Origin of the sequence: Amycolatopsis bartoniae, from assembly GCF_014191255.1 — a bacterium.
Lineage (GTDB): Bacteria > Actinomycetota > Actinomycetes > Mycobacteriales > Pseudonocardiaceae > Amycolatopsis_E > Amycolatopsis_E bartoniae.
Map to the genome: position 1 here is coordinate 130,817 of NZ_JACHWH010000009.1, position 23,431 is coordinate 154,247.

The window sequence follows — 23,431 nt, forward strand, 5'->3', positions numbered from 1 at the left end:
GCCAGGCGCCGTGGCCCGAGCGGTCTCACCACGCACCGGCCGGATCGGGCGCGTGCAACGGGTTCGGCACCCGGCCCCACCGCACGTCGAACTCGTCGTCGCGCTCGACCTTGTCGAAGCCCTGGCCCGCCAGGTGCTCGCGGTTGAGCGTCACGCGCTCGACGTCGGGCGCGAACAGGCGGCAGGCGTCGAACCGGTCGGCGACGTCCGGATTGTCCTTGCGGTAGCGGGCGACGACATCCCGGACCAGTGACCAGAAGCGCGGCCGCGGGAAGCCCAGGTCGTCGTGCAGGATCTCCGCCCAGAACCGCAGCTGCCCGGAGAACACGGAGCTGAACAGCGACTGCGCGAGCAGGTGCGCCGGCCAGCGCAGCATCTCCGCCGCGGCCTCCTCGCCGAGCAGCCGGTAGCAGTCCAGCTCTTCGTCGAGCAGGTCCACGCCCTGCGCGAAGTCCTTGATCGCGACCCGCAGCGGGCGGCCGTCGGCGTCCACGATGAGGATCAGGTTCTGGCCGTGCGGGCAGAACCCGACACCGTAAGGCAGGAGCCATTGCAGCAGCGGCGTGAGCAGCAGGTCGAACAGCTTCCCGCACCAATCCTCAGCGGACAGTCCACTCCGGCGGATCAGCTCGGTGAGCACGGAGTTCCCGGGCTGGTCGCGGTACGGCAGCGCGGCGAAGGAAAGCGCTTGCTCGCCGTCGGCCAGCCGCGCCACGAGCGGCTCGCGCCACAGCGCGCCCAGAGTCTCGTGGAACCGGTACGGCAGCTCCTCCAGCGCGCCGAACAGCGGGTGCCGCACCGACACGCTCGCGACCTCGCCGAGCAGCTCGAACCGGTATTGCTTCGACAGCAACGGATCTGCCGCGTCGAGCTGCCGGAGCCAGGTGGTCACGGCCGGTCCGGCGAGCGTCGCCGCGGAGGCGAGGCCGCGGTAGACGAGCGTGTTGCGCACCGAGACGGCGGTCTTCACGTCACGCCGATCGGGCCGGCTGACGTTCGCCAGTGTTCGCACCGTCTGATGTGGACGGTAGTTGTCCCGGCTCTCACCGAGGTCGATGATGGCGCCGCTCGCCAGCTCGCCCGCGTAGAGGGTGCCGAGGATTTCGTCGGCCTGCCAGGGGTGGACCGGTACGAGCACGTAGTCCGCGCCTGCCTTTTCGGCGAACTCGCCCCGCTGGTCCTCGTCGAGTTCCTCGCGCAGCAACGTTTCCTCGTCGAGGCCGGGCACCGCCCGGAACTGCGCGTGGTCCCGGTGCACGGCGAACCAGCGCAGCTTCAGGTCGCTGCCGGACTCCGGGGAGTACCGCTCGCGGTCGCGCGCCGAGAAACCGACGCGGCCCTTGTTCAGCACCAGCCGCGGATGTCCGGTGAGGTGCCCGTCAGCCAGGTTGTAGTCCATCGTGGACAGCTCGGCGGCCGTCGGAGCCCGCCGGAGCCGCGCCGCTTCGTTGGCAACGGTGGACGTCAGCTCGGCCAGCACGTCGGCCAGCCGCAGCCCGGACAGTCCCAGCTGGACACGCGCGTCGACGACGAGCGTGCGTGGATCGTCCGCGGGCTCGGAGTTCCGCGTCGCGCTGCCCGGAGTGACGGTCCAGGAGTCGAAAGCACCGCGCCGGGCACGGAACTCGTAGCGCACGCCGTCGGGCAGCTCCAGGCACCAGGTGTCCGCGTTTCGCGGTTCGGGCCGGAACAGCCCCTCGTAGGACAGTTCGCCGAGCATCTTGTGCACGATCAACGCCCCGGCTTGTCGCCAGGCTTCCGCTTCGCTCGTCATGACGTCTCCTCGCCTGCCAGCCCGAACGTGGTGAAAGCGGTCCGCGACGGGAGGCGGTAGACCTCGCGCCCGCAGACCGAGTTGACGATCGACGCCGCGCGGTACGCGGCGAGCCCGAGGTCCGGCGCGCCGACGCCGTGCGTGTGCCGCTCGGCGTTCTGCACGAAGACCGACCCCGGCACGCCGTCGAGCCGCAACCGGTGGTCCCGCTCGACGACGGGCCTGCCGCGGCCGTCGGTGACCAGCCTGTCCGCCAGCGGACCCAGCAGGTGGTCGATCGGGGTTTCGGTGTAGCCGGTGGCGCACACGACGGCGTCGGTGTGCCACACGGCTTCGGTGCCCTGCTGCTGGTGTCGCAGGCCGAGCGCGATGCGGCCCCCGTCGAGGGCCGCCGAGACCAACTCGACGCCGGGCGTCAGCACGACGTCCGGCCAGCCGCCGATGCTCAGCCGGTACAGCTCCTCGTGGATCGCCGCGATCGTCTTGGCGTCGATTCCCTTGTACAGCTGCCATTGCGCAGGTAGCAGACTGTCGCGAATGGACTCCTCCAGGCCGTGGAAGAACGTCGTGTAGTCCGGGGTGAACTGTTCCAGCCCGAGCTTCGAGTACTCCATCGGCGCGAACGCCCCCGTGCGCGCGATCCAGCGCAGGCCGCCCGGATGGCGCCGGTGGCGCAGCAGGTCGAGGAACACCTCCGCCCCCGACTGCCCGGAGCCCACCACGGTGACACCCGGCGCGGCGAGCAGCCGCTCACGTTCGGTCAGGTAGTCGGCGGAGTGCAGCACCGGCGCCCGCGAAACCAAGGGCCGCAACGGTTCCGGCAGAGACGGGGTGGTGCCCACGCCGAGCACCACATTCTGGGCGGCGATGGTTTCACCGTCGCCCGTGGTGAGCTGGAAAACGCTTTCTGTGGCGTCGATCCCGGTGATCTCCACGCCGAAGTGGCAGGCGTCGAGCTGTCCCGCGGCCCAGCGGCAGTAGTCGTCGTACTCGGTGCGGTCGAGGTGGAACTTCTCCGCGAAGTAGAACGGGAAGAGCCGGTCGTGCGCACGCAGGTAGTTCAAAAAGGACAGTGGATGGGTCGGGTCGGCGAGCGTGACGAGGTCGGCCAGGAACGGCACCTGGATCGTGGCGCCCTCGATCAGCAGGCCGGGATGCCAGCGGAACTCCTTGCGGCGCTCGAACATCCCCGTGCGCAGGCCCGGCACGCGGTCGGCGAGCGCGGCGAGCGACAGGTTGAACGGGCCGATCCCGACGCCGGCCAGGTCCAGCGTCACGAGGCGACCGCCGCGCCACTGCGAGCCGTGGCCACGACGGTGTCGAGCAGGCCACGGTAGTCGGCCGCGGTGGTGTGCGGGTGCAGCAGGGTGAGCTTGAGCCAGACCTCGCCGGGCGGCATGGTGGCGCGGCCGATGATCGCCGTGCCTGCTTCGAGCAGGGTGCGGCGCACCGCGGCGACGTCGCCGGAGACCGGGCGGAACAGGACGGTCGACAGCGTGGGCGGGCCCCAGAGTTCGAGGCCGGCGTGCTGTTCGATGTCGTTCGCGACCTCGCGGGCGGTGTCGCAGCAGTGCTCGACGAGCGCGCCGATGCCCGCCCAGCCGAGCGCGCGCAGGGTGACGGCCATGCGGAACGCGTCCGGGCGGCGGGAGGTGCGCAGCGAGCGGCCGAGCAGGTCGGGCAGGCCGGCTTCGGTGTCGTCGTCGGCGTTGAGGTATTCGGCGGTGATGTCGAGGGCGGCGAGGTCGGCCGCGTCACGGACGGCGAAGAGCCCGGACGCGATGGGCTGCCAGCCGAACTTGTGCAGGTCGAGGGCGATGGAGTCGGCCTCGGCGAGCCCGTCGAGCAGGTGCGCCAGGCGCGGGCTGCACAGCGCGAGGCCGCCGTAGGACGCGTCGACGTGCAGGCGGGCTTGGTGGCTTCGGCAGATCTCGGCGAGGTCGCGCAGCGGGTCGATCTCGCCGGTGTTGGTGGTCCCGGCGGTCGCGGCGACGACGGCGGGACCGGTGCTGTGCAGTACTTCGTCGAGCGCGGCGGGCGAGAGTCGTTCGCCGTCGCACTCGACGACGACCGGCGCGGGCAGGCCGAGCAACCACGCGGCGCGGGCGACGCTGTGGTGGGCGTTGCGTCCGCACACGGGTTGCACGCGCGGGTTCTGCTCGCGGGCGAGCAGCAGGCCGAGCAGGTTGGACTCGGTGCCGCCGGTGGTGACGAGGGCGTCGGGCGCGGGTTCGCCGGGGTAGCACAGGCGAGCGACGGCGCCGAGGAACGCGCGCTCCAGTTCGCTCGCGACGGGCGCCTGGTCCCACGAGTCCATCGACGGGTTGAGCGCCCCGGCAACGACGTCCGCGGCGACGCCCACCGCGAGCGGCGGGCAGTGCAGGTGGGCGGCGCACCAGGGATCGGCCGGGTCGGCGGATCCCGCGGCGAGCAGGGTGGACAGCTCGGAAAGCGCTTTCTCGACACCGACCCCATGCTCCGGCACGAGCGGTTCCAACGCCGCGACACTCGCCGCGACGGGCGCCGGCCCCCCGGCGGGCCCGGGCGCGGCACGCTCGGCCGTGCCGGCTGCCAGGCCGCGCAGGACCAGCGGAATTAGCTTCGCGAGCCGCTCGTGCCCCTGCCGCCCGCCTGCGAGCCCGGGGATATCGCCCACTGATCACTCCTTAGGTATGCCTACGCTAAGCCACTGTACGGATGCGGCCGGTTGGTGGGCAGTCCCCGAGCCCGATTTCCCACCAAAGTGCCCTGTCTGGAGGAACAGTTTCAAGAGCCAAGCACGACTGGAGTAGGGCGAGGCGGGGTTGGGGTTCGCGATGGGGAGGGAAGTGACCAGCGGTTGAGCGGCGGCCGCACTCGCGACGGCAGGCAGCAGGCGGACGGTGGCGGTGGCGGTGGCGGCGCGGGGCGGCGTTGGCCGTGTTAACGGGAGGCAGGGGTTGGACGACTGCGGCGCCCGGTGGCCATGGCAGCGGGCCAGGGCGGTGGCAGTGGGCGGCGGCCGTGGGTGCCACGTGCACAGCAACCCACCTCTCCGCCGGAGGGAACGGTGCGGTTGACCGCAGGTGCTCCTTCCGATCACCAAGACGGTGCGAGGAAGCACTTTCTAGGCCGGGAGATGGGGGCGGTGAAGCCAACACCCATCCACCGGGCCACTCCCGAAGGGCACCGCCCGAGAAAGCGCTTTCCCTCACCGCTCCCGAGGCCGAAGCAGCAGGAGCACAACCACCCCGGACCGCCCCGAACCCCGCCGCCTCACCGCGTCTCACCGGGGTGCCAGCGCCTCCACCTGCTCCGCCGGGTTCCCGCCCGTTGGCAACAGCGCGATGACCGGCGTGTCCAGACCGTTGTCCGCATAGGACTGCAACCGCTCGCGGCAGGCTTCCGGGCTGCCGTGCACTATGAGGTCGTCCACGACCTCGTCCGGGATCGCCGCGTTCGCGCCCTTGCGGTCGCCCGCCGCCCACAGCTCGTGCATCTTGCGCAGCGCCTCGCCGCGGCCGAGCCAGTCGTGGAAGGCTGCGTACACCGGCACCGTCAGATAGCTGCTGATCAGCATGCGCCCCAGCGCCCGCGCGGCCGAAGCGTCCTCCGTCGGGCAGACGAAGATCCGCGCCACCAGCTCGACGTCCGGCCCGATCTCCGCCCGCACCTTCGGCACGTCCGTCGGCGCGAGCCAGTTCGTGATCGCCCCGTCGGCCTCCTTCGCGGCCAGCCTCAGCATGCCCGGCCGCAGCGCCGCCAGCATGATCCGCGGCGCCACCTCGGGCACGCGCTCCAGCTTGAACTTGCTCACCGAGAACGTCTCGTACTCGGCGCTCACCTTCTCCCCCGCCAGCGCCGACCGCAGGAACCGCAACGTGTCGCGCGTCCGCTGGTACGGCTTCGCGAACTCCGCCGCGTTCCAGTTCGACACGATCACCGGCGACGACGTCCCGATGCCCAGCACGAACCGCTCCGGCGCGGCCTCCGCGAGCGCCGCCGCGCTCATCGCCAGCAGCCCCGGCCCCCGCGTATACACCGGCACGATCGCCGTCCCCAGCCGCAGCTGCGGCGCCCACTGCGACGCCAGCAACAACGGCGAGAACGCATCCGCGCCGGCCGTTTCCGCTGACCAGGCGTCCGTGTACCCGAGGTCGGGCAGCCGTTCGATCAGCTCGCGGTGCGCCGTCAGCGGCACCCCCGTCAGCGGGATCGTGATTCCCCAGCGCGTCACCGGCTCAGCTCCTTCTTGATCCACTCGACCTGTACTCGCATCAGGTTCTCCGCGACCGCCTCGGCCTGCGGGGTCATGTGCGTCGCGCCGACCAGCGGCAGGAACGTGTGCGCCCGCCCCGCCGCGAGCAGCGCCGACGACAGCCGCAGCGCGTGCGCGACGAACACGTTGTCGTCGGCCAGCCCGTGCACGATCAGCAGCGAGCGCTCCAACCGTGCAGCGTCGGCGATCAGGGAATTCCGTTCGTACACCTCGGGATCGTCCTGCGGCTTGCCGAGGTAGCGCTCCGTGTAGTGCGTGTCGTACAACGACCAGTCCGTCACCGGCGCCCCCGCCACCGCCGCGTGAAAAACGTCCGGCCGCCGCAACACCGCCAGCGCCGACAGGTAACCGCCGTAGGACCAGCCCCGGATCGCCACGCGTTCGGTGTCCAGATCGGGATGCTCGGCGGCCACCGCGTGCAGGGCGTCCACCTGGTCGGCGAGGGTGACCTCGGCGAGCGACCCCGCGACCTCCTTCTCCCACGCCGGACCGCGACCGGGCGTGCCGCGGCCGTCGGTCACCAGTACCGCGAAACCCTGGTCCGCCAGCCATTGCGAGGTCAAGAACGCGTTGCGGCTCTGCAGCACTCGTTGCGCGTGGGGCCCGCCGTACGGGTCGAGCAGCACCGGCAGCTTCTCGCCCCGCCGGTGCTCGCTCGGAAACAGCAGCGCCGCACGCAGCTTCCGCTCGCCGACGGTCAGCCAGAGCGGTTTCGGCTCCAGGCCGGGATCCTCGGGGTACGACCGCACCTGCGCGACCTGCCGACCGCCGCGCACCACGGAAACCGACGGTCCACTGTGGTCCAGGCTCCACGACGACAACACGGTGACCGCGGCCGTCCCCGCCCCGACGTGCACACCGTCCGAAGTGGACACCCGCTGGACCGGACCCGTGCGGTAGACGTGGATCTGCGTCGGGTCCTCGTCCGACGCGCTGAACAGCACCTCGTCGCCGACGTCGAGCACCGATCGCACCTGCAGCTCCGGCCCGGTGACGGGCTGGCCGTCCACGACGAGCCGGTAGCTGCCGTCCGCCGCGCTCACCCGGACCAGCCGCCCGTCCGGGGTCCACGCCGGCACGCCGGGCACGATCTCGACCCACCGCTCGTCGGTCTCGGTGTGCAGCAGCTTCGTCGCGCCGGTCGCCGGGTCGACGGAGTGGATCTCGAACGTGCGCTGGTCGCGGCTCTGCACCGCCAGCAGCGGCGGGCCACCCGCCGACCAGTGCACCGCCACGAGGTATTCCCAGTCGCCGCGCTCGACGTCCACCCTGGTGCCGTCGAGGTGCACGAAAGCCAGCGACACCGCGACGTTCCGCTCACCCGCGGCCGGATACGCGACGACGTTCGCGGGGTTCTCCGGGTGCGCCGGGTCGGCGATGGTCCACCGCGGCACCCCGGCCCGGTCGCTGCGCTCGACGAGCAGGCTCTGCCCGTCCGGCGCCCACCAGTAGCCGCGGGCCCGGCCCAGCTCCTCGCCCGCGATGAACTCCGCGAGCCCCCACGCGATGTCCTCGCCGTCCTCCTCGACCAGCACGCGGTCCTGCCTGCTGCCGAGGTCGACCACGCGCAGCCGCCGGTCGCGGACGTACGCCACGTGCGTGCCCGCCGGGTTCGGCCGCGGGTCGACGACCGAGCTGCCGACCAGCTCCGTGACCTGCCGGGTCGCGAGGTCGACCGTGAAGAGCTTGCCGGACAACGAGAACGCGGCGATCCGCAGCTCGGCGTCGGTGGCGTAGCCGACCACGCCGCCCGCGCTCTCGCGGCTGCGCTCGCGCCGGGCGCGCTCCTCCGGCGGCAGGTTCTCCTCGCCCGGCAGCAGCTCGGCGGCGTCGACGACCTTCGTCTCGGTGCCGTCGGCGAGATTCAGCTCCCACAGGCTGTTGCGCCGGTCGACGCCGGACTCCGCACGCAGGAACAGCAGCCGCCCGCCGTCGGGCGCGACGCGGAACTCACGGGGCGTGCCGAGGGTGAAGCGCTGGGTACGGGCCTGTTTGCGGAGGAAGGAGAGCTCATCGGTCACGCCCGCACTCTTCCAGACCGGCCGGTATGTTGGCGAGTCCGGCCCGCGACGGCGTTGCGCAACGATCAGCCGCTCCAGGCCGCAAGCACGCAACGAAGTGGTCCTGATCGGTGTGCTTTCCAGCTCTAACCTGTGAAACATGGCCACCGACTTCATCGCGCTCGACGAACGCTGGAGCACGCACAACTACCACCCGCTGCCGGTGGTCATCGCCGGCGGCGAGGGCGCCTGGGTCACCGACACCGAAGGCAGGCGCTACCTGGACTTCCTGTCCGCGTACTCGGCGCTGAACTTCGGGCACCGGCACCCGGCGCTCGTCGCGGCGGCCGTCGAGCAGCTCGGCCGCGTCACGCTCACCTCGCGCGCCTTCCACCACGACCAGCTGGGCCTGTTCTGCGCGGAGCTGGCCGAGCTGACCGGCACCGAAATGGTGCTGCCCATGAACTCCGGCGCCGAAGCCGTCGAGTCCGCGCTCAAGGTCGCGCGCAAGTGGGCCTACGAGGTGAAGGGCATTCCGGACGGGACGGCGGAGATCGTGGTCGCCGGGTCGAACTTCCACGGCCGCACCACGACGATCGTGTCGTTCTCCACCGACGAGACCGCGCGGGCGCACTTCGGCCCGTTCACGCCGGGGTTCGTGGTGGTGAAGTACGGCGACGCGGCGGCGCTGCGGGACGCGATCACCGAGCGGACGGCGGCGGTGCTGCTGGAGCCGGTGCAGGGCGAGGCGGGCGTGATCGTGCCGCCGGACGGGTACCTCGCCGAGGCGCGGCGGCTGTGCGACGAGCACGGCGTGCTGCTGATCGCCGACGAGATCCAGTCCGGGCTCGCCCGCACCGGCACGCTGCTGGCGCTCGATCACGAGCACGTGCGCGCCGACCTCTACACCCTGGGCAAGGCGCTCGGCGGCGGAATCGTGCCGCTGTCGGCGGTCGTCGGGCGGCGGGACGTGCTGGGCGTGCTCAGGCCCGGCGAGCACGGTTCGACGTTCGGCGGGAACCCGCTGGCGTGCGCCGTCGGCCGGGCGGTGGTCCGGCTGCTGTCGACGGGCGAGTTCCAGCAGCGCTCGACCCGCCTCGGCGCGCACCTGCACGGGCGGCTGGCGGAGCTGGTCGGGCGCGGCCTGGCGGAGGTCCGCGGCCGCGGCCTGTGGGCGGGGGTGGACATCACGCCGGGCGGGCCGTCCGGGCGCGAGGCGTCGGAGGTGCTGGCCACGAAAGGCGTGCTGTGCAAGGAAACGCACGGCAACACCCTGCGGATCGCGCCACCGCTGGTGATCAGCGAGGCCGACCTGGACCGCGGCCTCGACGCCATCGCGGAGGTCATCCGGCGTTGATCCGCTGGGTGAGGAACAGCGCGGCGCGGTCGAGCGCCTCGCCGGCTTCGTCGAGCACCCCCGCGAACGACTGGAACACGTGCGGCACGCCGGCGGTGACGTCGAGGATCACGTCCACCCCGGCGGCCCTCGCCCGCGCCGCCATGCGGGTCGCGTCGTCCAGCAGCAGTTCGTTGGTGCCCACCTGGAGCAGCATCGGCGGGAACCCGGTCACGTCGGCGTACACCGCGGGGCTCAGCAACTCCTGGGCCGGGTCCGCCCCCGCGAAGTACATCGCGCCCGTGTACTCCAGGCCCTCGCGCGTGAACAGCGGGTCGATGCCCGCCTTGGTGTCCATGCTCTCGCCCGTCCTGGTGCCGTCGAGCCCCGGCGAGAACGCCACGATCGCGGCGGGCAGCGGCAGGCCGGCGGCACGGGCCGCGAGACAGGTCGTGACGGTGAGACCGCCGCCGGCGGAGTCCCCGGCGAACGCGATGGCCGCCGGGTCCGCACCGGTTTCGAGGAGGGCACGGTAGGCGGCGACGGCGTCCTCGATCGCGGCCGGGAACGGGTGCTCGGGAGCGAGCCGGTAGTCCAGCGAGAACGCCCTGAAACCGGTCCTGGTCACCAGGTTCCCCGTCAGCGACAGCGCGGTCTCCGGCGAGCCGAACACGAAGGAACCGCCGTGGAAGTACAGGATCGTGCCGGGACGCGCCTCGCCCGCCGGTTCGACCAGTAGCGTCCGGTGCCCGCCGAGCGCCGTCTCGCTCGTCCGGATGCCGTCCGGCACGGTCATCGTCGCCATCAGCTCCGCGAAGCCCGCCCGGATCGCCTCGACCGAACGCGGGCCCTCGGGCCGCGGCTCGCGCAGCATCGCGTCGATCTTCTCACGTTGTGCCCTGCTCATGATGCTCCCTGGAAGAAGTAGATTCCGCTACAGTATATTCCGTGGCATATAAGTCAACCTCGTTCTTCGCCGATCTGGTCCGCTGCGAGACGCGCCTGTACAACGCGCTCAACGACCGGCTGCGGGAGCGGCACGGCATCGTCACGTCGCAGTACGAGTTCCTGCACCACCTGCGTGAACACCCGGGAGCACGGGTCGCCGAACTGGCGGCCGAGTTCGCCATCGGGATCGGGGCGACCAGCAAGGGCATGGACCGGCTGGAGCGGCGGGGCTGGGTCGCGCGGCAGCCGAACCCGGCCGACCGCCGGTCGTCGCTGCTGGTGCTAACCGACGAGGGGGCGCGGCTCGCCGACGCCGCCGAGCGGACCTTCACCGAGCGCCTGGCGGAACTGCTCGGCGGCCCGCTCAGCGATGCCCAGCTGTCGCCCGCCGCCCGAGCCCTCTCGCTGCTGCGTACGGCGCTGGAGCGGGACGGGATCGGGACGCCGACCGGTTGACCGGCACGCGTTTCGTTGCCGTCGAACAGGTCCGCCGCTAGCGAACCTGGGGCACCGGTTCCAACAGGGCCGGTGGCACCAGTGGCTTCGCCAGGAGGGCGCCGATCCGGGGGACCTGGTTCGCCACGGTGGTGCTGTGCTGCCGGAAGGCCTCGATCGAAGTGAACTTCTGGATCACCAGCAACGGTCCGCCGGTCTCGCCGTGGCCGCGATGCACGGCGTACTCCAGGCAGCCCGGTTCGGCGCGGATCCGCGGAGCGAGCTCGGCCAGCAACGCGACGAGGTCCTCGTGTCGTCCGTCCTTGGGTTCCATTGTGGACACGGCCACGACCGTGCCGGGGCTGACCGGCTGACCGGTCCGCAGCAGTGCCAGTGTCTCCTCGGCTTCGGCCCGGTCGCCCAGCCGGAACTCCCGGCTGGGCACCTCGGTCGCGGCCGAGGCGGCGACGGCGACCGCGCCGACCTGGCCGGCGCTCACCCAGTCCGGTTCCGCGGCCTCGGCGAGACGGGTACCGACCGGGCCGAGGACCAGTGCGTGGATCCGCTGCGGTCCGTCGAGCTCGGCTTCGGCGACCCGCCGCAACATCAGCAGGGCTGCCTGTTCCATGCTGACCAGGCCGCTGCCGGGGACCGGCGTGAACGCGGAGGCCCCGACGATCAGCGTGTAGCTGCCGCGGCTGCTCAGCTTGGGAAGGAAGGCCCGCAGGACGGCCATGTGCGTGGAGGCCAGCCCGGTGAAGGCGCTCTGCCAGTCGCTCTCGTCGATCTCCCAGAGCGGTTTCCCGGCCCACCAGCCGCCGATCGGCGCCACCACGTCGTCGACGCCGCCCAGCCTGCGCTGCATCTCGTCGGCGAGCTGCGCGGCTCCGGGGAACGTCGTGTAGTCGTGCACCACCAGGTGCAGCCGGTCGTCGGCCGCGTCCCCGAGCACCCGCAGGAACTCGTCCGCTCGCTCCTGGGTGCGGGTCGGGACCACGACGTCCGCGCCGGCGGCGAGGTAGGCGCGGACGACACCCTCGCCCACGGCGCCGGTGCCACCCGGCACGACGACCCGGCGACCGGACAGATCGGGATGGACAGTGCTGTCGGTCATGTGATCGCTCCTTCAAAGAATGTTGGTAACACCAACGTTGGTAGTACCAACATAGCAGAACATGTTGGGAGGACCAACGGTTAGGATGGGCGCATGGCGGCCACCGATCACCCACTGCAACCCCCGGCCCGGCTGCGCGGGCTCGCCAGCTGGCAGGCGAACAAGGTGTCCACGCTGGGCGCCCGGCTGACCGCGCAACGCATGCCGTTGAGCGCCCGCGCCGATTTCGCCGTGCTGGCGGCGCTGGAGGAGTACGGAGCGCTCAGCCAGGCCGAGATCGGCCGCCGCCTCGGCCTCGACCGCAACGACGTCAGCGGCATCCTCACCCGGCTGGAAAGCAGCCACCGGGTCGACCGTCAGGCCGACCCCGCCAACCGGCGCCGCAACCTCGTCACCCTCACCGCCGCCGGACGGCACTACCTCGAAGAACTCCAGCAGCACGCCGACACCGTCCAGGCCGAGCTCCTGGCCGGCCTCGACCCGGCCGAACAGCGGCAACTCCAGTCCCTGCTGGCCAAACTGCTCGACAGCCACGCACCACAACCGGCTTAGGCATCGCGGTGGCCCGATCGAACAGGTCCGCCGCACCCCGCCAGTACCCTGGCGCCGGTGAGGGGACGACTCGGAACGGCCGCCGGCGCGGTGGTCGTCATGCTCGTGCTCGGGGTGTGGCCGCCGGAGGTCCTGCAGCGCGGGCGCGGCGACGGCACCGCGCAGCACGCGCTACTCACCCTGCTCGTCCAGCCGACCGAGCCGTACGTGCTGATCCCGCTCGTCGCCGTCATGGTGGCCGTGTCCGCGCTGCACCGGGACCGCGCGGCGGTGCTGCTCTGCCTCGCCGGGCCGACGGTTCCGCTGGCGCTCAACACGTGGCTGCTCAAACCGCTGTTCGGTCACCACATCGACGGCTACCTCGCCTATCCCAGCGGGCACACCGTCGGCCTCGTCTCCGTGCTCGCCGTGCTGGTGCTGCTGGCCCGGCCCGGCACGGCCCGCGCCACCACCGCGCTCGTCGCGGCCGCAGTCACCACAGCCGCCGGGTTCGGGCTCGTCGGCTTCGGCTACCACTACCCCGTCGACGTCGTCGGCGGGACGTGCTTCGCCGTCGCCGCCGTGCTCACGTTGTCGCTGGCGACGCATCCCGCGCGAGCGCCGTCAGCCGGCTCACCGCGCGCAGGTACTTCTTCCGGTAGCCCCCCTGCAGCATCTCCTCGGTGAACAGCTGCGACAGCGGCTGCCCCGACGCGAGCACCGGGATCGCGCGGTCGTAGAGCCGGTCGGCGAACGCGACCAGCCGCAGCGCGACGTTCTGGTCCGGCGCCGGGTGCACGCCCCGCAGGTGCACCAGCGGCACGCCGTCCACGAGCCGCCCGTACTTCGACGGGTGCAGGCTCGCCAGGTGGTCGCACAGCGCGTCGAAGTCGTCGAGCGACGAGCCCTCGTGCGCGGCGGCGGACTCCGCCAGCGTCGCGTCGTCCACCGGCGGGGGCGGCTCGGGCAGGCCGCGGTGGCGGTAGTCGGGGCCGTCCACGCGGGTGACCGAGAACCGCGAGGACAGGGACTGGATCTCCCGGAGGAAGTCCTCCGCCGCGAACCGGCCTTCGCCGAGCTTGTCGGGCAGCGTGTTCGACGTCGCCGCGACGTACACGCCCGCGTCGGTCAGCTCCCGCAGCAGGCGGCTCACCAGCGTGGTGTCGCCCGGGTCGTCCAGCTCGAACTCGTCGATCGCGAGCAGTTTGTGCTCCGACAGCCGCCGCACCGCCTCGGCGAACCCGACCGCGCCCACCAGGTTGGTCAGCTCGACGAACGTGCCGTACGCCTTGGGGCCCGGCGCCGCGTGCCACGTCGACGCGAGCAGGTGCGTCTTGCCGACGCCGAACCCGCCGTCGAGGTAGAGCCCCTGCTTGCCCTCCGGCTCGCCGCCGCCGCCGAACAGCCCGAAGAACCGCGACTTCTTCCCCGACCCGGCGCCGATGCGTTGCGCGAACGCTTCGCACGACGCGACCGCCTCCGCCTGGCTCGGCTCGTCCGGGTTGGGGATGTAGGTGGAGAACCGGACGGCGTCGAACCGCGGCGGCGGCACGAGCGCCGAGATCAGCTCGTCGGGGCTGATCTCGGGGCGGCGGTCGGTGAGCTGCATGAAAAGAGGGTAGTGGCGGCGCCACACTACGATTCCGGGCATGCGCATGCTGTGGCCGACCCCACTCGACGACGTGACCGACGACGATCTGGAGCGGCTCTACGGCTTCCCTGGCGACCTCGACCGCCCGTGGGTGCAGGTGAACTTCGTGTCCTCCGCCGACGGCGCCGCCACGCTCGACGACCGCTCCGAAGGCCTGTCCTCCCCCGCGGACAAGCGGATCTTCCTGCTCGGCCGCGACCTCGCGGACGTGGTCCTCGTCGGCGCCGGAACCGCCCGTGCCGAGGGGTATCGAGGCGCGCGGACAACGCCGGAACGGCAGGACCGCCGCCGTCGCCTGGGGCTGACCGAGCTGCCGCCGATCGCCGTGGTGAGCGGCAGCGCACGCATCGACCCGGAGTCCTCGCTGTTCACCGACACGAAGGTGCCGCCGATCGTCATCACCACCGCGGCGGCGCCCGAGGACCGGCGCGCGGCGCTCGCCGAGGCGGGGGCGGACGTGATCCTCGCGGGCGACCAGGTGATCGACCTCACCACGGCGCTGAAGGAGCTGAACGCGCGCGGCCTGCGCCGGATCGACTGCGAGGGCGGGCCGCTGCTGTTCGGCGAGCTGATCGCCGCGGGCCTGGTCGACCAGCTGTGCCTCACGGTCGCCCCGGTGCTGGCGGGGGCCGGCGCCCCGCGTATCGCGATGGGCCGCACCGCGGTCGAAGCCGCCCGCCTGGACCTGGCGTCGATCCTCTCCGAGGACGGGTTCCTCATGCTCCGCTACCGGAAGACCGCCTAGGCTGGCGCCATGTCCGCCATCCGGTCCGCGCGCCTGGATCTGGTGGAACTGTCCGAGCGCGCGCTGCGGCTCGTCGTCGAACGGGACGTCGCCGGGCTCGCCGCGGAGCTGGACGCCGACGTGCCCCCGGAGTGGCTCGACATCCTGCCCGCGCAGGAGAACCTCAAGGCGCTGCTCGACGATCCGGCCGAACAACCGTGGCTCTCGCGCGGGATCGTGCTGCGCGAGACCCGCGAGCTGGCCGGTGAGGTCGGCTTCCACCACCGGCCCGACGACCTCGCCGTCGTCGAGATCGGCTACGAGGTGCTGCCCGCCCACCGGCGCCGCGGCATCGCCACCGAGGCCATCCGCGCCCTCACCGACTGGGCGTATTCCACGGGCGAGGCGTCCACCGTCTACGCCACGATCGAGGCCGCCAACACCGCGTCGATCGGCCTGGTCCGCTCGCTCGGCTTCCGCTTCCAGGAGGAGTACCGCGACCCGGTCGCGGGCCCGCTCGTCTTCTACGAAAGCACGCTCCCGCTGTCCCGCTGAGGCAGAATGTCCGGCATGCTGCCGCTGAGCCCACCCATCCAGCCGATGCTCGCGCGCCCGGTCAAGAAGATCCCGGACGAGGCGGGCTGGCTGTTCGAGCCGAAGTGGGACGGCTTCCGCTGCCTCGTCTTCCGCGACGGGGAAGAGGTCACTCTCCAGTCCCGCGCCGGGAAACCGCTGAACCGGTACTTCCCCGAGGTGCTCGCGCAGCTGTCGCAGGTGCTGCCGCAGCAGGTCGTGCTCGACGGCGAGCTCGTCGTCGCCCGCGAAGGGCACCTCGACTTCGACGCGCTCACCGAGCGGATCCACCCCGCCGAAAGCCGCATCACGCTGCTCGCCGAGCAGACGCCGGCCACGTTCGTCGCCTTCGACCTGCTGGCACTCGGCGACGAGTCCTTTGTGGACGAGCCGACGAGCGTGCGCAGGCCCCGGCTGGAGAAACTGACCGCCGAGGGCCTCAACATCACCCCCGCGACGCAGGACCCCGCGACCGCGCGCGAGTGGTTCACCCTGTTCGAAGGCGCCGGGCTCGACGGCGTGATCGGCAAGCCGCTGGACGAGCCGTACACGCCGGGCAAGCGCGTGATGGCGAAGTACAAGCACACCCGCACCGCGGACTGCGTCGTCGCGGGGTTGCGCTGGCACAAGGACTCCGAGCCCGGGGAGAGCGTCGGTTCCCTGCTGCTGGGCCTGTTCGACGACAACGGCGTGCTGCACCACGTCGGCGTCGTCGGTTCCTTCCCCGTCGCCCGCCGCCGCGAGCTGGCCGGGGAGCTGGCCGGGCTGATCACCGACGGCGAGCACCCGTGGCTCGGCGATGCCACCGTCGAGGGGCAGCGCCTGCCCGGCGGCATCACGCGCTGGCGCAGTACCGAGCAGGCGTGGGTGCCGCTGCGCCCGGAACGGGTGGTGGAGGTGGCCTACGAGCACACCGAGGGTGGCCATCCCGCGCGCTTCCGGCACACCGCGCAGTTCGTCCGCTGGCGCCCGGACCGCGAGCCCGCCTCGTGCGGCTACGCGCAGCTGGACGAGCCGGCCCGCTACGACCTGGACGCGGTGTTCAAGGGCGAAGTCCGCGTACCCTGACCCACTTACCCGCTGCTCACCGCGGGCGTGCGAAGGTCGGGGCGCACCGTTGAGAAGTGAGGGGACCCGTCTTGCTCCGCCGGCCTTTCCTGCTGTTGCTCGCCGTGCTCGTGCCGGGCCTGGTCTCGTGCACCGCGGGGCCGTCGCAGCGGCCCGCGGTGGTGGAGAACGACGAGCCGGCCGCGTCGAGCCCGGTGAGCACGGCGCAGACCGTGCCGCTGCCGCCGCTGACCGAGCCGCAGTCGCCGTCGATCACGTGGTCCGACTGCGACGCCCAGACCCGCGCCCGGCTCGACCCGCCCGCGGTGCCGGACTCGCTCCGGTTCAGCTGCGGCGAGGTGCAGTCCGTGCTCGACGCGCCGGACCTGCCGGGCCGCGTGCAGACCCGCATCGCGCTGCTCAGGGCCGGGAACGGGCCGGTCCCGCTGGTGGTGCTCAACGACATCGACGGCGAGAGCGGCACGCAGTACGCCGCGCACCTGGCCGCAGTGCTGCCGCCCGCGCTGCTGCAGCGGTTCTCGCTCGTCGGCGTCGACCGGCGCGGCAGCGGCGACTCCGACCCGGTGGGCTGCGTGCCGAGCGACGTGCGCGGCACGATCCTCGACCAGGATCCCGGCGGCGGCGACCTCGAAACCGTGCTCGACGCGGCGCGCCGGGCGGGCCAGCAGTGCGCGATCGAGCTGGGCAGCACGCAGCAGGCGCTGGACAGCTGGCGCACGGCGGGTGACCTCGACCGCATCCGTGAGGGCCTGGGCGTGCCGAAGCTCAACGTGATCGCCCGCGGCGAGGCTTCCGACGTGCTCGTCGCCTACGCCAACCGCTTCCCCGGCGAGGTCGGGCGCGTCGTGTTCGACGGCATGCCGGACCCGTCGAGCGACTCCGCGACTGTCCTCGGTGACCTGGCGAGCGCGCAGCAGACCACCCTGGAGGCGTTCGCCGCCGACTGCGCCGCCCGCGGCTGCGCGCTCGGCCAGGACGCCGTCGGCGCGGTCACCGCGCTGCTGAACCAGCTGCGGTCGGCCCCGCCCCGGCTCGGCAGCGGCGTGGACTTCGGGCCCGGCGTCGCGCTCAACGCCGTCGTCGCGGGGCTGGCCGAACGCGCGCGCTGGCCGGAGCTGGCCGACGCGATCCAGTCCGCGCGCACCGGCAACCCGACGCCGCTGGCCGCGTTCGTCGCACCGCTGCTCAACGGGTCGCCGCTGGCGCCGTCCCGCCTCGACGCGGCGCTCGCGACCGAGTGCAACGACACCGCCGCCCGGCTGCCCGCCAACCAGATCGCCACGCTCACCGACACCCTGCGGCAGCGTTCGCCGCTGTTCGGCGGGCTGGTCACGCAGCGGCTCGTGTGGTGCCTGCCGTGGCCCGGCCGCACCGACGCCCTGCCGTCACTGGGGGTCGCCGGGCTGCCACCCGTTCTGGTGACGAGCACGAAGACCGATCCGGTGACGCCGGAGCCGGGCACCACCCGCGCCGCGGAGCAGATGCCGACCGCGGTGCGGGTTTCGTGGCAGGGCGCCGGGCACGGCGCGCTGGGTTCGGCCTGCATGGCGGAGGTGGTGCGGGCGTTCCTGGCCGACGGGAAGGTGCCGGCGGAGGGCACCCTCTGCCCCGCCTAGGAGCCCACCCCGGGAGCCGTTACGCTTGGCAGTCGCCATTGGTCAAGTCCCACACTGGGGGTAACCGTGTCGTCATCGGCCGTCGAGGCTCCGGCAACCACGCCGCCGCCGTCGGCCCGCGAGAGACGAGCCGTGCCGGCGACGGCTTTCTGGTCCGTCCTGGTGCTGGGCGTGCTGGCGGGCGCCTGGTACCTCAAGCAGCTGCTCTCGGACATCGGGAACCTCCTGCACCTGCTGGACCTGGGCGTGTACCAGATCGCCGGGCAGCGGGTGCTCGACGGCGTCTCCGTCTACGACACCCCGCTGCTCGGGCACACCCGCGGTGAGTGGGAGTTCGTCTACACCCCGTTCTCGGCGCTGCTGTTCGCGCCGCTGGCGAAGGTCACCGGGGAGGCGTTCAAGTACGTCGGCGGCATCGGCAACTTCCTGGTGCTCGTGGTCGCCGTCTGGTCCGCGCTCGCGCTGCTGAACTACCGCCGCGACCTGCGGCTCGTGGTGTTCAGCGTGCCGATCGCGGCGCTGCTGATGTGGTGCGAGCCGGTGCGCGAGACCATGGCGTTCGGCCAGGTCAACATGGTGCTGATGGCGCTCGTGCTGGTCGACGCGCTGCTGCCGGACTCGTTCCGCGGCAAGGGCGTGCTCACCGGGATCGCGGCCGGGATCAAGCTGACGCCGGCGTTCTTCATCGGGTACTTCCTGTTCACCCGCCGGTGGTGGGCGGCGGCGGTGTCGGCCGTGACGTTCGTGGCCACCGTCGTGCTCGGCTTCCTGGTGCTGCCGCACGACTCGAAGACGTACTGGGCGGGCGCGTTCGCCGACCCGACGCGCGTCGGTGTGCCGGAGAACCCGTCCAACGAGTCGCTGCGCGGCATGTTCGCCCGCGACGTCGGGCTCGCCGGCGGGTGGAAGATCGTCTGGTTCCTCGCCGCGGCGCTGCTGGCGCTGGCCTGCCTGTGGCTCGCGCGGCGGCTGTCGTTCGGCCGCCAGGAGCTGCTCGCGGTGGTGCTGTGCGGCCTGGCGACCACGCTGGTCTCGCCGTACAGCTGGGTCCACCACTGGGTGTGGCTGGGCGCGCTGCTGGTGTGGCTGCTCGACGCCTCGCTGCGGCCGCGGGCCTTCGGGGCGTGGCTCGCGCTGCTGGTCACGGCGTTCGTGGTCTCCGGTGGCGTGCTGGACCTGCTCGGGGCGGACGTGGGCACGGTGCTCGACTTCCCGGACTGGCACGGGCTGGAGATCGTCTACCAGAACGCCTACATCTGGCTGACGGTCCTCGCGTTCGCCGTCGTGGCCGTGCGGTTGAAGAAGCTCACGGCGAGCCGCGAGAAGGAGTCGAGCAGCTCCGCGCGGTCGTAGGTACTGGTGGTCACGAGCACCTCGTCCGCCCCCGCCCGTCGGGCCAACGCGTCCAGCTCCGCCGCCGCCTGCTCGCCGGTGCCGCGGATCTGACCACGCATCGCGTCGGTGAACAAGGCACGCTCGCGGTCGGTCATGTCCAGCGCGAGCACCTCCTCGGCGGGCCGCAGCGGCGGGAACACCCCGTGGGTGCGGGAGTACGCGCTCGCCCAGGCTTCGGGCACCAGCAGCCGTTCGGCCTGCTCGGCGGTCTCGGCCGCGGCGGCGGTCGCCGACAGCACGACGTACGGGTACGGCGACCAGTGCGAGGGGCGGAAGTGCTCGCGGTAGCGGCCGATCGCGTCGAGCATCCGCTGCTCCCCACGCACGGCGCCGATCACGAGCGGCAGGCCCAGCTCGGCGGCGAGGTCCGCGCCCGAGCCGGTGGCCAGCAGAAACGGCGGCACGCGCAGGCCCTCGGCGGGGAAGGCGTGCACGCCGGGGTGCTCGCGCTGGCTGCCGTCGAGGAACCCGAGCAGCTGCCGCACCTGCTCGCCGAACGCCTCGGCGTCCTCCTTGCCGTGCCCCAGCGCGCGCCGCACGCCGCCGGTGAACCCGACCGAGCGGCCCAGCCCCATGTCGATGCGGCCGGGGAACAGCGACTCCAGCACCCCGAACTGCTCGGCGACCACGAGCGGCTGGTGGTTGGGCAGCATGACGCCGCCGGTGCCGACGCGGATGTGCTCGGTGGCCGACGCGACCGCGGCGGCCAGGACGGTGGGCGCCGACCCGGCGACACCTGGCACGCTGTGGTGCTCCGACACCCAGAAGCGGTGGTAGCCCAGCGCTTCGGCCTGCTTCGCGAACTCGACCGTCTCCCGCAACGCGTCCGCGTGGCTCGCGCCCGCGCGCGTGCGTGACCGGTCCAGCACCGAAAGCCTCATGCCTTGGTCAACAGCGGACACCGGGGCGCGGATTCCCGTCAGGAGATGTGCGGCACGACCTCCGCGGCGAGGCGTTCCAGCTGCTCGGCCTGCTCGAACACCGTGGTGAACAGGATCAGTTCCGCGCCCGCGTCCGCCACCTCCTGGACCCCGCGCACGCACTCGGCCGGCGTCCCCGCGACCGCGACGCTTTCCAGGCCGCGCCTGCCGTAGATCGCCGCAAGGCCAGCTGCGATCTGCTCCCGCGCGCGGTCGCCGTCGTCGTCCACGGCGATGTAGATCCGTTTGGCGATCGGGAAATCGGCCCGCTCCTGCCGCACGATCCGCACTTGCTCGGCGAACTTCTCTGTTGTCGTGGAGCCCGCGCCGAAGAAGCCGTCCCCGTGCCGGACGGCGCGGCGCAACGCGTTCGGGTGGCTGCCGCCGAACCACACCGGCGGCCCGGGCTTCTGGAACGGCTTCGGCTCCATCGGCGCGCCCTCCAGCTGCCAGAACCGCCCGTCGAACGTCACCTCGGGCTCGGTCCACAGCGCACGCATCACCTGCAGCCCCTCCAGGAACCGCGCGACGATCGCCTCGCCGGTCACGCCGAACGCGGGAAACGGCCGGGCGCGCCCGCCCGTGCCGATGCCCACCTCGATCCGGCCCAGGCTCAGCTGGTCGAGTGACGACAGGGCCTTCGCCAGGTGCACCGGGTTGTGCAGCGGCGTGACGAACACCGAGCACCCGAGCCGCAGGGTTTCCGTGCACGCGGCCGCGTAGGTCATCGCCTGGAGCGGGGCGATGGTCGGGAGCGTGCCGAAGAACTGCTCCTGCGTCCAGCCGCTGTGGAAGCCGAGCTCCTCGGCGCGCCGGAGGTAGGCGCGGAACGCCACGGGGTCGAACTCCCCGTCGGCGCTGAACTGCGGAATCGAGATCGCGAAGCGCATGATGCCGAACCTAGTCGTTCCGCGCCTTGCCGGGCTGGACGCGCTTGAGCCTCATCGCTGAACGAAGCAAGCCCAGAAGACTGCGGAATCGAGATCGCGAAGCGCATCAGCTCTCCTGGCGGGCCTTGCTCGGCTGCACCCGCTTGGGCTCACCCGGCATCTTCGGGTAGTCCGGCGGATACGGCATCTCACCCAGGCCGTGGTCCCGTTCGTCGCGCTCGTACCACTCCAGCGCGGTCTCCAGGCCGAACGCCGCCGACTCCAGCGCGGTGTGCGGGTCGCCGTGCTCGGCGTACCACTCGGGGACGGTGAGCACGTCGAAGTCGTCCGGGTGGACCTCCGCCAGCTGCTCCCACGTCACCGGCGTCGAGACCGTCGCGCGGGGCGTGCCGCGGACCGACCACGCCGACGCGATCGTGCGGTCGCGCGCGGCCTGGTTGTAGTCCAGGAACACGCGGCCCTGGCGTTCTTCCTTCCACCACGCGATGGTGGCGAGCTTCGGCAGCCGCCGCTCGACCTCGCGGCCCAGCGCGATCACCGCGTGCCGCACGGCGATGAAGTCCCACTCCGGCCGGATCCGGACCCGCACGTGCACCCCGCGCCCGCCGGACGTCTTGGGGTAGCCCGTCATCCCGGCGTCGGCGAGCACCTCGCGCACGGTCTGCGCGACACGCACGGCGTCGTCGAAGCCCGTCTCGTCGGACGGGTCGACGTCGATGCGCAGCTCGTCCGGGTGGTCGACGTCGGAGCGACGGACGGGCCACGGGTGGAAGTCGAAGGTGCCGAGGTTCGCCGCCCACAACGCCACCGCGGGCTCGGTCGGGCACACCTCGTCGGCGGTCCGGCCGGACGGGAAGGTGATCCGCGCGGTCTCCACCCACGGCGGCGCGCCCTTCGGCAGGCGCTTGGCGTAGAAGTACTCGCCGGTGACACCGTCGGGGTAGCGCTTGAGCGTCGTGGGCCGCTCCCCGATCGCCGCGAGCAACGGATCCGCGACGGCGAGGTAGTACTCGGCCACCTGCCGCTTGGTGATCCCGCGCTCGGGGAAGTAGACCTTGTCGGGGCTGGAGACCCGCACGGTCCGCTCCCCCACCTGGTACTCGACCGGTTCGCCGTTCTTGGGCACGGCCTCACCGTAGCCGTGATCGCCCCGAGAGGGCGGACATCAGGACCGCGTCGTGGCGCTTTCGAGCACCTCCAGCGACACGCGGTGCAACCCCGCCGCAGGGGCGGCTCGCCAGCCACCGGCCGAGCGCGATCCGGAACGAGGCCGACTCGTTGTCCGGGTCGACGTCGCTCAGCACGACCTCGCCGAGGTACGTCCCGCTCGCCCGCTGCACCACTGCCCAGTCCGCGCGGTCTTCCTGCAGGGGGCGGCTCGGCAGCCACCAGCCGAGCACGAGCGAGGTGGGGTGCGCCATCCGTTTTCCCGCGTGCAATACCGTGGAGGCCATGTCCCGCCGGACCAAGCTGATCGTCGCGGGTGTCGTGCTCGCCGGGCTCGTCGCCGCGGCCTTCGTGCTGCCCGTGCCCAGCCCGGCGCAGCTGCGCGACTGGGCGGCGGGCGCCGGCTGGGCCACCGCGCTGCTCTTCCTCGCCGCGTACTCGCTGCTCACCGTCGCCCCGATCCCGCGCACCGTCTTCAACCTCGCCGCCGGGCTGCTGCTCGGCCCGGTCGCCGGGATCGCCGTCGCGCTCACCGCCACCGCGATCTCCGGCCTGCTCGGCTTCGGGCTGGCCCGCGTGCTGGGCCGGGACCTCGTTTCCCGGCACCTGCAGCGGAAAGCGGTGCGCACGGTCGACGAACGGCTGGCCGACGGCGGGGTCCTCGCGATCACGTCGCTGCGCCTGATCCCCGTCGTGCCGTTCGCCCCGCTGGGCTACTGCTGCGGCATCCTCTCGGTGCGCCCGCTGCCGTACCTCGTGGGCACGGTGCTCGGCAGCCTGCCGGGCACGGTCGCGGTCGTCGTGCTCGGCGACGCGCTCACCGGCGGCACCCCGCCGGCGCTGCTCGCGTGCTACCTCGGATTCGCGCTGGTGGGAGCCCTCGGAATGATCAAGGTCGTTCGCGGGGCAGCTTACGGAAGCCGCACAAAACAGCCCGCTACACTCGACGCGGTGCGCGGGGAGGGTGTGCGCGCTCGATCTCACCATGAAATGCAGGCAGTTTCCGAGGAGTAGCCGCCATCGAGACCGGT

Annotated in this window: 22 protein-coding genes; 10 read left to right on the forward strand and 12 right to left on the reverse strand. The window is 72.3% G+C overall.

Annotated features, from left to right (window positions below; all coding sequences use genetic code 11):
* Positions 1-25: 25 nt before the first annotated feature.
* The 5 genes from FHX82_RS30235 to FHX82_RS30255 form a co-directional block, all read right to left on the reverse strand.
* Positions 26-1,774, reverse strand: coding sequence for an IucA/IucC family protein (locus FHX82_RS30235; protein WP_145937037.1), 1,749 nt, complete (start codon positions 1,772-1,774; stop codon positions 26-28).
* Entirely contained in the window at positions 1,771-3,051 is a 1,281-nt protein-coding gene (locus tag FHX82_RS30240; RefSeq protein WP_145937038.1) for a lysine N(6)-hydroxylase/L-ornithine N(5)-oxygenase family protein, read from the reverse strand. Before FHX82_RS30240 ends, FHX82_RS30235 begins: the two co-directional genes overlap by 4 nt.
* Positions 3,048-4,430: a pyridoxal phosphate-dependent decarboxylase family protein gene (locus tag FHX82_RS30245; RefSeq protein ID WP_373308644.1), complete on the reverse strand. Its 1,383-nt coding sequence runs from the start codon at positions 4,428-4,430 to the stop codon at positions 3,048-3,050. Before FHX82_RS30245 ends, FHX82_RS30240 begins: the two co-directional genes overlap by 4 nt.
* Before the next feature lie 609 nt (positions 4,431-5,039).
* Positions 5,040-5,990: an LLM class F420-dependent oxidoreductase gene (locus tag FHX82_RS30250; protein ID WP_145936246.1), complete on the reverse strand. Its 951-nt coding sequence runs from the start codon at positions 5,988-5,990 to the stop codon at positions 5,040-5,042.
* Positions 5,987-8,053 (reverse strand): S9 family peptidase, encoded by a 2,067-nt coding sequence (locus FHX82_RS30255; RefSeq protein WP_145936247.1) that lies wholly within the window; start codon positions 8,051-8,053, stop codon positions 5,987-5,989. Before FHX82_RS30255 ends, FHX82_RS30250 begins: the two co-directional genes overlap by 4 nt.
* Positions 8,054-8,192: 139 nt before the next feature.
* Between FHX82_RS30255 and rocD the strand changes: the two genes are divergently transcribed.
* Complete coding sequence (gene rocD, locus FHX82_RS30260) at positions 8,193-9,389, forward strand: ornithine--oxo-acid transaminase (protein WP_145936248.1); 1,197 nt, start codon at positions 8,193-8,195, stop codon at positions 9,387-9,389.
* Here rocD and FHX82_RS30265 read toward each other — a convergent pair.
* Entirely contained in the window at positions 9,376-10,275 is a 900-nt protein-coding gene (locus FHX82_RS30265; protein WP_145936249.1) for an alpha/beta hydrolase, read from the reverse strand. The genes rocD and FHX82_RS30265 overlap by 14 nt on opposite strands.
* 41 nt (positions 10,276-10,316) lie before the next feature.
* Between FHX82_RS30265 and FHX82_RS30270 the strand changes: the two genes are divergently transcribed.
* Complete coding sequence (locus FHX82_RS30270; protein WP_145936250.1) at positions 10,317-10,772, forward strand: MarR family winged helix-turn-helix transcriptional regulator; 456 nt, start codon at positions 10,317-10,319, stop codon at positions 10,770-10,772.
* Between the two features lie 37 nt (positions 10,773-10,809).
* Here FHX82_RS30270 and FHX82_RS30275 read toward each other — a convergent pair whose 3' ends face one another.
* Positions 10,810-11,865: an SDR family NAD(P)-dependent oxidoreductase gene (locus FHX82_RS30275; RefSeq protein ID WP_145936251.1), complete on the reverse strand. Its 1,056-nt coding sequence runs from the start codon at positions 11,863-11,865 to the stop codon at positions 10,810-10,812.
* Positions 11,866-11,958: 93 nt separating this feature from the next.
* Here FHX82_RS30275 and FHX82_RS30280 point away from each other — a divergent pair, with 93 nt between their 5' ends.
* Together FHX82_RS30280 and FHX82_RS30285 are read left to right on the forward strand one after the other, a co-directional pair.
* Entirely contained in the window at positions 11,959-12,417 is a 459-nt protein-coding gene (locus tag FHX82_RS30280) for a MarR family winged helix-turn-helix transcriptional regulator (RefSeq protein WP_145936252.1), read from the forward strand.
* Between the two features lie 57 nt (positions 12,418-12,474).
* Complete coding sequence (locus FHX82_RS30285; RefSeq protein WP_145936253.1) at positions 12,475-13,083, forward strand: phosphatase PAP2 family protein; 609 nt, start codon at positions 12,475-12,477, stop codon at positions 13,081-13,083.
* Here the strand turns inward: FHX82_RS30285 and zapE are convergent.
* On the reverse strand, positions 12,983-14,005 hold the full coding sequence (gene zapE, locus FHX82_RS30290) for a cell division protein ZapE (RefSeq protein ID WP_229880978.1): 1,023 nt from the start codon (positions 14,003-14,005) through the stop codon (positions 12,983-12,985). The two genes, FHX82_RS30285 and zapE, sit on opposite strands and share 101 nt — an antisense overlap.
* 40 nt (positions 14,006-14,045) lie before the next feature.
* Here zapE and FHX82_RS30295 point away from each other — a divergent pair, with 40 nt between their 5' ends.
* The 5 genes from FHX82_RS30295 to FHX82_RS30315 all read left to right on the forward strand — a co-directional run bounded on the left by FHX82_RS30295 (position 14,046) and on the right by FHX82_RS30315 (position 19,381).
* On the forward strand, positions 14,046-14,792 hold the full coding sequence (locus FHX82_RS30295) for a pyrimidine reductase family protein (protein WP_145936255.1): 747 nt from the start codon (positions 14,046-14,048) through the stop codon (positions 14,790-14,792).
* A gap of 9 nt (positions 14,793-14,801) precedes the next feature.
* Positions 14,802-15,326 carry a GNAT family N-acetyltransferase gene (locus FHX82_RS30300; protein ID WP_145936256.1) on the forward strand — a complete coding sequence of 175 codons (525 nt, stop codon included), beginning with the start codon at positions 14,802-14,804 and terminating at the stop codon, positions 15,324-15,326.
* Between the two features lie 15 nt (positions 15,327-15,341).
* Positions 15,342-16,412 carry an ATP-dependent DNA ligase gene (locus tag FHX82_RS30305; protein WP_145936257.1) on the forward strand — a complete coding sequence of 357 codons (1,071 nt, stop codon included), beginning with the start codon at positions 15,342-15,344 and terminating at the stop codon, positions 16,410-16,412.
* Between the two features lie 56 nt (positions 16,413-16,468).
* On the forward strand, positions 16,469-18,028 hold the full coding sequence (locus FHX82_RS30310) for an alpha/beta hydrolase (RefSeq protein WP_229880976.1): 1,560 nt from the start codon (positions 16,469-16,471) through the stop codon (positions 18,026-18,028).
* 132 nt (positions 18,029-18,160) lie between these two features.
* Positions 18,161-19,381 (forward strand): glycosyltransferase 87 family protein, encoded by a 1,221-nt coding sequence (locus tag FHX82_RS30315; RefSeq protein WP_229880974.1) that lies wholly within the window; start codon positions 18,161-18,163, stop codon positions 19,379-19,381.
* Here the strand turns inward: FHX82_RS30315 and FHX82_RS30320 are convergent.
* From FHX82_RS30320 to FHX82_RS30335, 4 genes are all read right to left on the reverse strand, one after another.
* Entirely contained in the window at positions 19,279-20,304 is a 1,026-nt protein-coding gene (locus FHX82_RS30320; RefSeq protein WP_145936258.1) for an LLM class flavin-dependent oxidoreductase, read from the reverse strand. The genes FHX82_RS30315 and FHX82_RS30320 overlap by 103 nt on opposite strands.
* 38 nt (positions 20,305-20,342) lie before the next feature.
* Positions 20,343-21,233 carry an LLM class flavin-dependent oxidoreductase gene (locus FHX82_RS30325; protein WP_145936259.1) on the reverse strand — a complete coding sequence of 297 codons (891 nt, stop codon included), beginning with the start codon at positions 21,231-21,233 and terminating at the stop codon, positions 20,343-20,345.
* Between the two features lie 106 nt (positions 21,234-21,339).
* On the reverse strand, positions 21,340-22,359 hold the full coding sequence (ligD, locus tag FHX82_RS30330; protein WP_145936260.1) for a non-homologous end-joining DNA ligase: 1,020 nt from the start codon (positions 22,357-22,359) through the stop codon (positions 21,340-21,342).
* A 4-nt stretch (positions 22,360-22,363) separates the two neighbouring features.
* Positions 22,364-22,654, reverse strand: a complete 291-nt coding sequence (locus FHX82_RS30335; RefSeq protein WP_145936261.1) for a hypothetical protein — start codon at positions 22,652-22,654, stop codon at positions 22,364-22,366.
* A 31-nt stretch (positions 22,655-22,685) separates the two neighbouring features.
* On the opposite strand from FHX82_RS30335, the gene FHX82_RS30340 reads away from it, so the two are divergent.
* Positions 22,686-23,414 carry a TVP38/TMEM64 family protein gene (locus FHX82_RS30340; RefSeq protein WP_145936262.1) on the forward strand — a complete coding sequence of 243 codons (729 nt, stop codon included), beginning with the start codon at positions 22,686-22,688 and terminating at the stop codon, positions 23,412-23,414.
* Positions 23,415-23,431 lie beyond the last annotated feature (17 nt).